The organism is Bacillus thuringiensis, assembly GCF_001455345.1.
GTDB classification, from domain to species: domain Bacteria; phylum Bacillota; class Bacilli; order Bacillales; family Bacillaceae_G; genus Bacillus_A; species Bacillus_A thuringiensis_N.
Genome location: NZ_CP013274.1, coordinates 1135974 through 1147910 on the forward strand (window position 1 = coordinate 1135974; position 11937 = coordinate 1147910).

Here is an 11937-nt window from a genome sequence, read left to right on the forward strand (position 1 = left end):
ATCGAAGATAGCTCTTTTTTATGGTCTTGGGTTATAGAGGTAATCAATAATAGAAAAAATGTAAAGGCCAATGAATGCAAGTGTACAAATGCCAAATAGTATAACCGTAAGTGCACTTTTTTCTCGTCCGAAACCAATGATAGTAAGAATAACAGCAGTCCAAAATGATGCTTTCAGTAGTGTGAATGTAGTAGAAGTTGAGTAGTTAATAAGCAATGTTGTGGAAAGTAGGAAGCCAAAGAATGTAACTAAAATAAAAGATGTAGCCAAATAGTTAATATGTTTACCATACCTTAATAACATATCGAATCTCCTTTACAATTTTAAAAGGCAGAAAATTACAACTTTATTTTAGTATAAATCAATATAAAAAGAAAGAGGTTGTCCCAACATGTAGGACAACCTCTCTATTATTACGATAATACCGCTTTAATTTTTTGGAATGCCCACTCTAAATCTTCTTCAGAGATTACTAGAGGTGGTGCGATACGAATTACATTTTCGTGTGTTTCTTTACATAATAGACCAGCTGCTTTTAGTTGTTCACAGTAAGGACGAGCTGGCTCGTTTAATTCGATACCGATGAATAAACCTTTACCACGAACTTCAGTGATCATTGGGTTATCAATTTCTTTTAATTGCCCAACTAATTTTTCACCTAATTGAAGAGAACGCTCTGTTAATTTTTCTTCTTCTAACACTTCAAGAGCTGCGATAGAAACAGCACATGCAAGTGGGTTACCACCGAATGTAGAACCGTGAGAACCTGGCTCGAATACGCCTAAAATGTCGCGGTTTGCTGCTACGCAAGAGATTGGGAACACGCCGCCACCAAGCGCTTTACCAAGTATGTACATGTCAGGAGTTACGTTGTCCCAGTCACAAGCGAATACTTTACCAGTACGGCCTAAACCTGTTTGGATTTCATCTGCTACGAATAAAACGTTTTCTTTTTTACATACTTCAAGAGCTTCTTTTAAGTAACCAGCTGGTGGGATATTAATTCCTGCTTCACCTTGAATTGGCTCTAAAATGAATGCTGCTGTGTTTGGCGTAATTGCAGCTTTTAATGCTTCTAAATCACCGTAAGGAATTACAACGATGCCAGGAAGCATTGGACCGAATCCACGCTTGTACTCTTCGTTTGAAGACATAGAAACAGAACCCATTGTACGTCCATGGAAGTTATCTTCACAAACGATAATTTCAGCACGGTTTGCTTCTACTTTCTTCACGTCATAAGCCCAGCGGCGAACTGTTTTAATTGCAGTTTCAACAGCCTCAGCACCCGTATTCATAGGAAGTACCATTTCTTTATTAGTTAGTTTCGCAACTTTTTCGTACCAAGGACCTAATTGATCGCTATGGAAAGCACGAGAAGTTAACGTAACACGATTAGCTTGGTCAATTAAAGCGTTAATAATTTTTGGGTGACGATGACCTTGGTTTACTGCAGAATATGCACTTAATAAGTCCATATAGCGGTTTCCTTCAGGATCTTCTACCCAAACACCTTCTGCTTTAGAAATAACGATTGGAAGTGGATGATAGTTATTTGCCCCGTATGTGTCTGTAAGTTCGATAATATCCTTAGTTTGAATCATGATTGTTCCCCCTTTTGTTATTACAAGAAGTTTGTAAATACTCTAAATATTATAGCATTTAAATGTAAAAAAGCGAAACATTTCCTGAAAATAAATGAACATGTTATCATATAGAGTGAAAAAGTGTGAAAAGAGGAGGTAAGGGATACGATGGTACATATGCATATTACAGCATGGGCGTTAGGTTTAATTTTATTCTTTGTGGCGTATTCACTTTATTCAGCAGGAAGAAAAGGGAAAGGCGTACATATGGGGCTTCGTCTTATGTACATTATCATTATTGTGACGGGCGTTTGGTTATACTTAGATCAAACTATAGTTGATAAGAGCTATCACATGTGGTACGGTCTAAAAATGCTAGCTGGTATTTTAGTTATCGCTGGAATGGAAATGGTTCTTGTGAAAATGAGCAAAAACAAGGCAACGGGGGCATTCTGGGGATTATTTATTATCGCGCTTGTAGCGGTATTTTATCTAGGACTGAAATTACCGATTGGTTGGCAAGTATTCTAATAAAGAAAATAAAACCACCTTATAATCTCAAATGTTTGGGAGATAAGGTGGTTTTTATTTTTATGTCGCATCGATATGCAATTCTTCTCCGTTTACTTTCGTAAAACGAAACATGTTTTTATTGGAAGACGTGTGACGAACGAAATGATGCTGCAGTGTACAAATCATTTCTTCGTTATCGAACAATAGAATATTTACTCCTTCGCGTGCTTCCTCTTTCGGTAAGAAAGATAAATAATTATGACAATACATGCAATCATATAAAGAGTAGTGAAGTGATTGCAATGATTCAGTTAATAATGTAAAGACAGAGTCAGGTAACTCTTCAAGCCATTCCTTATAGCTAAGAAGTAATTTCTTTCGGATTCGTATCATCTCACCATTTTGTAATTGATGCTGTTCGTTAGCAATTTGTAATACATTTTGTTCATAGAAACGAGCTGGTAGCCAGTTATTGTTATATAAAACCTCAAAACCATCTTCAGCAATATCTTCTAATAAAAATGCTTCCTCATTCTCGTCATCAAAGAATATCCATTCATTGTTTATATATTCTACATTACCGACTGTATGGGCGCGGGGTTGGTTATATAAAATATGTTTACGTTGTATCATACACGATATCTCCTTTATAAAAAGTAGTTATTTCTGTTATAGACAGTTCGTGCATTCTTTATAACTAGACACATCTAGACATAAGTGGGCATACAATAAAACACGTTTTACTGAGTGAAAATACTATTCCATATGTGGATAGTAGGTTATCCGTCAAGTTTGTCATTTCTTTGATCCGCACTTTTAGAGTGGGGATTACTGCACGTTCAGGAAAAGTAATAAGATGGAAGGATGATTTATATGTGCGGGATTACAGGATGGGTGGATTATAAACGCTCATTAGAAGGAGAAAGGGCCACTGTTATGAAGATGGCTGAAACGTTAGCGAAGCGTGGCCCAGATGATAATAAAGTTTGGATTAAAGGCAATGTCGCATTTGGGCATAAGCGGTTAATCGTTGTTGATCCTGAGGGTGGTAAACAGCCGATGACTTGTTTAAAAGATGAAACGAATTATGCAATTTGCTATAACGGCGAACTGTATAACACGGAAGACATTCGAAAGGAACTATTAAGAAGAGGATATATGTTCAAAGGCCACTCTGATACGGAAGTACTATTAGCTTCTTATATTGAATGGAAAGAAGAATGTGTCGATCATTTAAACGGTATATATGCGTTTGCCGTATGGGATGAACAGAAAGAACAAGTTTTTATTGCACGAGATCGATTAGGTGTAAAACCGCTATTTTATAAATACGATAGTGGGCGATTACTATTTGGTTCCGAGTTAAAAGCGATATTGGCGCATCCAAATGTGAAGGCGGAAGTAACGTTAGAAGGCTTGTCAGAAGTATTTGGTCTCGGACCATCTAGAACGCCTGGTCACGGTATTTATGCTGGTATAAAAGAACTACGTCCAGGGCATGCGATGACATTTTCAAAGAATGGTTTATGTATATGGAGATATTGGAATGTTGAAAGTAAAAAGCATGAAGACTCCTTTGAAGAAACAGTAGAGAAAACACGTTTTTTATTACAAGATGCGATTACAAGGCAGCTCGTTTCTGATGTACCACTGTGCACTTTTCTATCAGGTGGTGTAGACTCAAGCGCAATTACAGCAATTGCTGCGAAAGAATACGAAAGATCAGGGAAAGGGCAATTACACACATATTCGATTGATTACGAAGATAATGAAAAATACTTTAAAGCAAATGCGTTTCAGCCAAATTCAGATGCACCATTTATTAATTTGATGACTGAAACGTTTCAAACAATCCATCATCGCTGCGTCATTTCAAATGAACAATTAGCGCAGTATTTAACAGAAGCAGTGCTCGTTCGCGATTTACCTGGTATGGCAGATATTGATTCTTCATTATTATGGTTTTGTCGAGAGATTAAACAAGATTTTGTCGTCGGTCTATCTGGGGAATGTGCAGATGAAATATTTGGTGGTTATCCGTGGTTTTATAGAGAGGATGATTTACAATCGAGTGCATTTCCGTGGATGCGCTCTACAGAAGCACGTGAACAACTGCTAAAGAAAGAATGGAGAAATAAATTAAACTTACAACAATATGTACAGCAGCGCTATGAAGAGTCCATTCAAGAAGTTCCTATTTTAGAGGGAGAAAGCCCAATTGAAGCAAAGAGACGACAATTATTTTATTTAAATATGGTATGGTTTATGACAACATTATTAGACAGAAAAGACCGTATGAGTATGGGTGCAAGCTTAGAAGTACGCGTTCCATTTGCGGATCACCGACTTGTCGAATATGCTTGGAATATTCCTTGGGAAATGAAAATGTATAAAAATCGCGAAAAAGGTCTATTACGTAAAGCGTTAGAAGGATTACTTCCCAATGACATCTTATATAGAAAGAAGAGCCCGTATCCGAAAACGCATAATCCGCACTATACGAAAGCAGTAACAGTATGGCTACAAGATTTATTAACAGATAAAGGCTCAATTTTACACGAACTATTTGATAAAGAACAGCTGAGCGGATTAATTGAGTCAGGCGGCAGTGCATTTCAAACACCGTGGTTTGGTCAATTAATGACTGGTCCTCAGCTTTTAGCTCATCTAGCACAAATTCACGTTTGGTTTAAAGAATATGGGGTAAATATTAAAGAATAGGAGAAAAGCGACTTACTTTTGTGTAAGTCGCTTTTTATTAAATGAATTGTCAAATAAAATTCAAAATCATATTAGAAATAATACTTATTTAGAATAATTATTTTGACGTACTTATTATTAGTTGTTATAATTGGAAACAAATGTTCTTGAAAAAGATTCTCATTTATGAAATTGAGGTGTTATATAGATGACAAAGAAAAAAATAGGTTTACTCGTAATGGCATATGGAACCCCGGAATCATTAGATGATGTAGAAGCGTACTACACACATATTCGCCACGGGCGTAAACCTTCTAAAGAAGCACTCCAAGATTTAATTGGACGCTATAAAGCAATTGGCGGAATTTCACCACTTGCAAAAATTACGAAAGAGCAAGCGCATAAATTAACAGATGCAATGAATAACATATTTACAGAGTATGAATTTACTTGTTACTTAGGCTTAAAACATGTTGCCCCATTTATAGAAGATGCAGTAGAAGAGATGAAGCGCGATGGAATTGAGCAGGCGATTAGTATCGTATTAGCGCCGCATTATTCTACTTTTAGCATTAAAGCGTATAATGACCGGGCTATTCGTTTTTCAAAAGAAATCGGTGGCCCTGTTATTGAACCAATTGAACAATGGTACGATGAACCGAAATTTATTTTGTATTGGGCAAATCAAATAAAAGAGACTTTTACTAATATTGTAGATAATGAGAAGGCTGTCGTAATTTTTTCTGCACATAGTTTACCAGAAAAAATTATTGCAGCAGGTGATCCTTATGTGGAGCAACTGCAGCATACAGCAGACTTAATTGCAGAGGCTGCAAACATTCAAAACTATACAATTGGTTGGCAAAGTGCTGGGAATACTCCAGATCCGTGGATTGGGCCAGATGTGCAAGATTTAACAAGAGATTTATATAAAGAGCATGGATATGAATCCTTCGTATATTGTCCAGTTGGCTTTGTGGCAGAACATTTAGAAGTTTTATATGACAACGATTATGAATGTAAAGTTGTAACGGATGAACTAAATGCCAAATATTTTAGACTAAATATGCCGAATGCACAATCGGTTTTTATCGAATGCTTAGCTGAAATTGTTTCTAAAAAAATGAAGGAAATAGTTGACAAGAATTTAGTTTTGAATAATAATTAATTTATAATAATTTTAAATAAATAATAATTACTACGAAAGAAAGAGGAGGATCCCCCTAGATGAATCCAAATAATCGCTTAACAACAAACCAAGGTGCTCCAGTTGGAGACAATCAAAATTCTCGTACTGCTGGTCGCCGTGGACCGGTATTATTAGAAGACTATCATTTAGTAGAAAAACTTGCGCACTTTGATCGTGAACGTATTCCGGAGCGTGTTGTGCATGCACGTGGTGCAGGTGCTCACGGTGTGTTCGTAACGAAAAACAGCATGAAGCAATATACGAAAGCAGCATTTTTACAAAATGAAGGAACTGAAACGCCTGTATTTGTTCGTTTCTCAACGGTTATTCATGGTCAAGGTTCTCCGGAAACAGCTCGTGATCCACGTGGATTCGCTGTTAAATTTTATACAGAAGAAGGAAATTACGATATCGTAGGTAACCATTTACCAGTCTTCTTCATTCGTGATGCAATTAAATTCCCTGATATGGTGCATTCTTTAAAACCAGCACCTGATACAAATATTCAAACGCCAGATCGCTACTGGGATTTCATGACGTTAAGTCCGGAATCTACACATATGATGACATGGGTATTCTCTGATTACGGTACACCAGCAAGCTATCGTGAAATGGAAGGTTTCGGTGTACACTCATTTAAATGGATTAATGCAGAAGGGAAAATCGTCTACATTAAATATCACTGGAAACCGCAGCAAGGTGTACGTAACTTAAGTGCAAAAGAAGCGCAAGAGGTACAAGGGAAAGACTTCAACCATGCAACTCGTGACTTGTTCGATGCAATCGAAAAAGGAAATTATCCGAAGTGGGATTTACACGTACAAGTGATGCAACTAGAAGAAACGGATTCTTTAGATTTCGATCCATTAGATCCAACGAAAGTATGGCCAGAAGATCGTTTCCCATTAATGGAAGTAGGGACGATGACGTTAAATCGTAATCCGAAAAACTTCTTTGCGGAAGTAGAGCAAGTGGCGTTCTCTCCAAGTGCAACTGTAAATGGTATTGAACCATCTGAAGATAAATTATTACAAGGTCGTTTATTCTCTTATCCAGATACACAGCGTTATCGCCTTGGTGCAAACTACTTACAAATTCCTGTAAACTGCCCATATGCAGCTGTTCATAACCAACAACGTGATGGTGCGATGCAAATAAATCAAAACCCATCTACAATCAACTACGAACCGAGCCGTCATGCTGAAAATCCAGTTGAAGACCCAGCTTACCGCGATTCAACTATGAAAGTAGAAGGCTATGTATCTCGTGAAAAAATTGACAAACCAAATGACTTCAAACAAGCAGGTGAGCGTTACCGTTCATTCTCTAAAGAAGAGCAAGACAACTTAATTGCAAACTTAACAAATGACTTAAAAGACGTAAATGAACGCACGAAATTACTAGCTGTTTGTAACTTCTTCCGTGCAGATCAAGAGTACGGTATGCGTTTAGCGCAAGCGTTAAATGTTGATATTACGCAATATGTAGGAAATGCTCCGAAATAAATAGGAAAAGGCGACTGTTATGAAACGGTCGTCTTTTATTGTTTATGTAAAGTTACGCGCGGGTATTCTTCAGTTTCGTTATGTCGGAATTTGTTGGTAAATCGATATACTGTGTCGAAACGTCGATATATTGAAAGAATCGCTGATATATTTGAAAAATCGTCGATATATCCGAATAATCGCTGATATATTCACGGAAATACCAATTGGGGTATATTGCCAACGAGTACAAAAAAGAGATGCAATCTACTATCAGTAGATTGCATCTCTTTTTTAGTTCACTCGCTCTGTATGCTCATAAGCTTTCTCACCGTGCATCGAAATATCAAGTCCCATATGTTCCTCGTGCTCATCTACCCGAACAGGGAGGAAGAAGTTAATTGCTTTTATAATGGCGTACGTCATGATGATTGTAAATGCATATGTTGCTCCAATTGCTACAAGTTGTTTAAAAAGTAAAGTAGCGTTTCCGTAAAATAATCCGTTAGCGCCATCGCTGTTTACAGCAGTAGTTGCGAATAGTCCTGTCGCAATACCGCCCCAAGTTCCTCCGATGCCGTGACATCCAAAAGCATCAAGTGTATCGTCGTATCCAAATTTTGTTTTTAAGAAAAAGACCGCTCCGAAGCATAATATACCGCCGATTGCTCCGATAAGAAGGGCGGAGAAAGGTGTAACGAACCCACAAGCTGGTGTGATAGCGACTAGACCGGAAACAACTCCGCAAGCAGCCCCCATCGCAGTCGGTTTTGATTGGAAGAACCATTCTGAAAGCATCCAAGTTAATGCTGAGGCAGCGGCGGCTATATTTGTATTAATAAATGCAGTTAAAGCTACGTCGTTTAAAGATAATGCGCTTCCGACGTTAAAACCGAACCAGCCGAACCACAGTAAGCCTGCACCTAACATCGTAAATGGCAAATGATGAGGAGACGAACCGTTTATGTTTTTTCGTTTTCCGAGGAAAATAGCTAATACAAGGCCAGCAACACCAGATGTGATATGAACGACATTACCACCAGCGAAGTCTAACGCGCCAAGTTCTCTTAGCCATCCACCAACACCCCATACCCAATGAGCGACAGGATTGTAAACGATCGTTGTCCATAGAAGGATGAAAATAAGGAAAGCTGAAAATCGCATTCTTTCGGCGAATGCACCTGAAATTAAAGCAGGAGTTAAAATAGCGAACATGAGTTGAAACATCATAAATAAGTTGTGAGGAATAGTAGATGAGTAGTCTGGATTTGGTGCGTAGGTAACTCCGTTTAAACCGAACCAATCGAATGTGCCGATAAGTCCGTGCCAATCTGGTCCGAATGATAAAGAATAACCAATTACAATCCACTGAATCGAAACGATAGCCATTGCGCTATAACTATGCATTGTCGTACTGAGTACGTTTTTACTGCGAACCATACCTCCATAAAAAAGTGCTAATCCTGGTGTCATTAACATGACCATTACTGTCGCTACAAACATAAAAACCGTATCTCCCGTATTCATTCTCTCTCCTCCTATAATGTTAGAAAAAATAACATCAATTTGTTATGTTTCATATCATATTCGAAATGAAATGAAAAATCAACTAAAAATTCAGAAAACTTTATGTGTTATGTCAGAAAATCTAACATGGAGTAATTTGATAAGAATGAAATCAACGTATGCGATTCGTTCGGATAATTGGTATAATATTCTTACAATTAAAAAACATGGGGGATGCGTGTGGGGAAAATACATACTAGGAAACTATTCATTTGTTTTTGTTTAGCTGTCGTTTTGTTTGTACCAATACATACATTTGCAGACGAAAAAAGAGAGTGGCGAGACGAAGTTATATATTCCATTATGATTGATCGTTTTAATAATGGGGAACCGAAAAATGACAAACAGTTAGAAGTTGGTAATTTAGAAGGATATCAGGGTGGAGATATAAGAGGGATTATAAAAAGACTGGATTACATAAAAGAAATGGGTTTTACTGCTGTTATGCTTTCTCCGCTTTTTGAAAGTGGAAAGTACGATGGGTTAGACGTCCGCAATTTTCAAAAGGTAAATGAACATTTCGGAACAGAAAATGATGTGAAAGAACTTGTAAAAGAAGCTCATGCAAAAGGAATGAAAGTTGTATTTCAATTTCCGCTTGGAGAAAACGAACAACAAGTAATCGAATCGATGAAATGGTGGATCAAAGAAGTTGATTTAGATGCAAGTTATGTAATGCATAGTGAAAAAAAATCGCCTGCTTTTTGGGATGATGTGCAAAAAGATATGCAAGTGATAAAGAAAGATTTTCGTATTGTGACAAAAGAAAATAGTGAATATAACGAAAAAATAGTAGAATCATTTTCCAAAGTGGATGTATCGGCGAAACCTTTATATGATGTGAGTAAAAAAGCCGGGGAATCTGTTGTATTTTTAGATAATCAAGATACAAAAAGATTTGCCCGTATTGCAAAAGAGAATATGAATTATCCACCATCTCGTTTGAAACTAGCTCTTACATATTTATTAACATCACCAGGTATTCCAAATTTTTATTATGGGACTGAAATTGCATTAGATGGAGGGGATACGCCAGATAATAGACGATTAATGGATTTCAAATCAGATGAAAAGTTTATGCAGCACATAACGAAACTTGGTGAGCTTAGACAAGCGAGACCATCTCTAAGGCGCGGTACGTTTGAGCTTTTATATGATAAAGATGGAATGAGTATACTGAAACGAAAGTATAAAGATGAAGTCACATTAGTAGCGATTAATAATACGAAAAAAACACAAAAAGTTGCGTTACCTGTAAGTGCGATTGGCGAAAAACAAGAGTTAAGAGGATTGTTGGAAGATGAAATTATAAGAGAAGAAAACGGAAAATTTTATCTCGTTTTAAAGCGAGAAGAATCAAATGTGTATAAAGTCAGCGGAGAAACAGGTGTGAATTGGTTATTTATCTCTTTAATCGTCGGTGTGAACGTATTATTTATTGCGTTTTTAATTGTTGTTAAAAAGAGACGGAAATGAGTAATGTTTTTTTAGTAGCTCTCCAGTTTAAGGTGGTGAGGTATTTGCGGAAAAAGAAGTGGTTCGCTCTATGCGTATGTGTTTTTATCGTATTCGTAAGTTTTTATTTTTGGGACAACCGTGATGATGGGGAGTTTGTTCGGTGGGGTGATAGTGTTCATTCTGTTGATACGGAAGTGCTGAAGAGAAACGATATAAAATACAAAATCGAAAATGATAAAGTATACATTCCTGAAAAATCATTTGATAAAGCAATATGGTGTTGCTCTTAATAAATGCGAAATATCGGTGGGACAGGCTAAGGAGAAAACTTTCTCCCTAGTCTGTTTTTCTGTGAAGTAAGACTCTCGCCTCGAAATGCAGCTAAACAAAGAAGTGAAAAGACCTTTAGAGTAAAACAATAATTGCAACTATATTGATTTTACATTACATTAAAGGGTGAAAAATGTTCTGTTACTCATTGAGGGCTATATTTGGGGAGGAAAAATGGAATTTTACGATTTGGGTATTACCATTAAAGAACTTAGAATGAAAAAGAATATATCACAATCTGAATTGTGCCATGGAATATGTTCGCAAAGTCAAATTAGCAAAATAGAAAAAGGGATGATTTATCCATCTAGCATATTGTTATATCAATTATCTGAAAGACTTGGTATTGATCCAAATAATATTTTCGCACTAACGCAAAACAAAAAACTAAAATACGTAGAAAATGTAAAGTATGTAATGAGGGATTGTACAAAGCAAAAACAATATAATGAACTTTACGAAATAGTGAAACAAGAGAAAAACGAAAATAATTTCCAGTTAAAAGAAGATAAACAATTTCTAATATGGCATGAAGCCATTGCTATATTTCATGTAAATAAATCAATAAAAACTGCTTTAAATCTTTTAAATAGCGCGTTAAAACTAACAGTAACGAATGTTGATTTTTTATCAGAAAGAGAAATAGATATTATGCAGTCGATAGCTATATTTCATTGGGCAAATAAAGAGCATGAAAAGAGTATTACTATATTAAGAAGATGCTTAACGAATTTTAATAAGTTAGATTTTCCTAGAGATAAAGAGATTAAATTAAAAATCATTTTTAATTTAGCGAAAATTTTAGGTCATGCAAATCAGCATGAAGAGGCAATAAAATACAATGATATGGGTATCAAATTAGCTATTAATTTAAATACTTTATATTTATTAGGTGAATTGTACTATGGAAAAGCTTGGAATTTGCTGAAACTGAAAAAATATAATGAAGAAGATGTAGCTGATAACATGAAAAAAGCATTATTTATATTTGAACTAACAGAAAAAGAAAATTTGATAAAAATAGTTAAAGAAAATTATTTTGAAAATCAAAATAAAAAAATCACTCATAATTTTTGATGAATATCGTATTATTGTCTATAAAAAAAGGCAC

The 11937-nt window shown here is 36.1% G+C and carries 11 protein-coding genes; 7 read left to right on the top strand and 4 right to left on the bottom strand.

Features of this window, described 5'->3' with window-relative positions; genetic code table 11:
* Positions 1-18: 18 nt before the first annotated feature.
* The gene (locus ATN06_RS06005; protein WP_060629921.1) at positions 19-303 is read right to left on the bottom strand and encodes a hypothetical protein; all 285 of its coding nucleotides are present in this window, start codon (positions 301-303) and stop codon (positions 19-21) included.
* A gap of 110 nt (positions 304-413) precedes the next feature.
* Positions 414-1604 carry an ornithine aminotransferase gene (gene rocD, locus ATN06_RS06010; protein ID WP_044792702.1) on the bottom strand — a complete coding sequence of 397 codons (1191 nt, stop codon included), beginning with the start codon at positions 1602-1604 and terminating at the stop codon, positions 414-416.
* Between the two features lie 150 nt (positions 1605-1754).
* Between rocD and ATN06_RS06015 the strand changes: the two genes are divergently transcribed.
* Complete coding sequence (locus ATN06_RS06015) at positions 1755-2117, top strand: YisL family protein (RefSeq protein ID WP_000233503.1); 363 nt, start codon at positions 1755-1757, stop codon at positions 2115-2117.
* 60 nt (positions 2118-2177) lie between these two features.
* Here the strand turns inward: ATN06_RS06015 and ATN06_RS06020 are convergent, their stop codons facing one another.
* Positions 2178-2732, bottom strand: a complete 555-nt coding sequence (locus ATN06_RS06020) for a DUF2777 domain-containing protein (RefSeq protein WP_060629922.1) — start codon at positions 2730-2732, stop codon at positions 2178-2180.
* A gap of 240 nt (positions 2733-2972) precedes the next feature.
* On the opposite strand from ATN06_RS06020, the gene asnB reads away from it, so the two are divergent.
* The 3 genes from asnB (at position 2973) to katB (ending at position 7493) form a co-directional block, all read left to right on the top strand.
* On the top strand, positions 2973-4820 hold the full coding sequence (gene asnB, locus ATN06_RS06025) for an asparagine synthase (glutamine-hydrolyzing) (RefSeq protein ID WP_060629923.1): 1848 nt from the start codon (positions 2973-2975) through the stop codon (positions 4818-4820).
* 187 nt (positions 4821-5007) lie between these two features.
* A complete protein-coding gene (gene hemH, locus ATN06_RS06030; RefSeq protein ID WP_060629924.1) occupies positions 5008-5967 on the top strand; it encodes a ferrochelatase in 960 nt (319 codons plus the stop codon).
* Between the two features lie 59 nt (positions 5968-6026).
* Positions 6027-7493, top strand: a complete 1467-nt coding sequence (gene katB / locus ATN06_RS06035) for a catalase KatB (RefSeq protein ID WP_060629925.1) — start codon at positions 6027-6029, stop codon at positions 7491-7493.
* 273 nt (positions 7494-7766) lie between these two features.
* On the opposite strand, the gene ATN06_RS06040 is transcribed toward katB, so the two are convergent.
* Positions 7767-8999 carry an ammonium transporter gene (locus ATN06_RS06040; RefSeq protein WP_060629926.1) on the bottom strand — a complete coding sequence of 411 codons (1233 nt, stop codon included), beginning with the start codon at positions 8997-8999 and terminating at the stop codon, positions 7767-7769.
* Between the two features lie 213 nt (positions 9000-9212).
* On the opposite strand from ATN06_RS06040, the gene ATN06_RS06050 reads away from it, so the two are divergent.
* The 3 genes from ATN06_RS06050 (at position 9213) to ATN06_RS06060 (ending at position 11903) form a co-directional block, all read left to right on the top strand.
* Positions 9213-10514 carry an alpha-amylase family glycosyl hydrolase gene (locus ATN06_RS06050; protein WP_060629927.1) on the top strand — a complete coding sequence of 434 codons (1302 nt, stop codon included), beginning with the start codon at positions 9213-9215 and terminating at the stop codon, positions 10512-10514.
* Between the two features lie 44 nt (positions 10515-10558).
* The gene (locus ATN06_RS06055; RefSeq protein ID WP_060633098.1) at positions 10559-10786 is read left to right on the top strand and encodes a hypothetical protein; all 228 of its coding nucleotides are present in this window, start codon (positions 10559-10561) and stop codon (positions 10784-10786) included.
* 214 nt (positions 10787-11000) lie between these two features.
* On the top strand, positions 11001-11903 hold the full coding sequence (locus tag ATN06_RS06060) for a helix-turn-helix domain-containing protein (RefSeq protein ID WP_060629928.1): 903 nt from the start codon (positions 11001-11003) through the stop codon (positions 11901-11903).
* The last annotated feature ends 34 nt before the right edge of the window (positions 11904-11937 follow it).

Bases quoted from the DNA above. Each gene is read 5' to 3' on its own strand.
- ATN06_RS06050 (WP_060629927.1), top strand. From the start codon at position 9,213: ATGCGTGTGGGGAAAATACATACTAGGAAACTATTCATTTGTTTTTGT.
- asnB (WP_060629923.1), top strand. From the start codon at position 2,973: ATGTGCGGGATTACAGGATGGGTGGATTATAAACGCTCATTAGAAGGA.
- ATN06_RS06060 (WP_060629928.1), top strand. From the start codon at position 11,001: ATGGAATTTTACGATTTGGGTATTACCATTAAAGAACTTAGAATGAAA.
- ATN06_RS06020 (WP_060629922.1), bottom strand. From the start codon at position 2,732: ATGATACAACGTAAACATATTTTATATAACCAACCCCGCGCCCATACA.
- rocD (WP_044792702.1), bottom strand. From the start codon at position 1,604: ATGATTCAAACTAAGGATATTATCGAACTTACAGACACATACGGGGCA.
- ATN06_RS06005 (WP_060629921.1), bottom strand. From the start codon at position 303: ATGTTATTAAGGTATGGTAAACATATTAACTATTTGGCTACATCTTTT.
- ATN06_RS06015 (WP_000233503.1), top strand. From the start codon at position 1,755: ATGGTACATATGCATATTACAGCATGGGCGTTAGGTTTAATTTTATTC.
- katB (WP_060629925.1), top strand. From the start codon at position 6,027: ATGAATCCAAATAATCGCTTAACAACAAACCAAGGTGCTCCAGTTGGA.
- hemH (WP_060629924.1), top strand. From the start codon at position 5,008: ATGACAAAGAAAAAAATAGGTTTACTCGTAATGGCATATGGAACCCCG.
- ATN06_RS06040 (WP_060629926.1), bottom strand. From the start codon at position 8,999: ATGAATACGGGAGATACGGTTTTTATGTTTGTAGCGACAGTAATGGTC.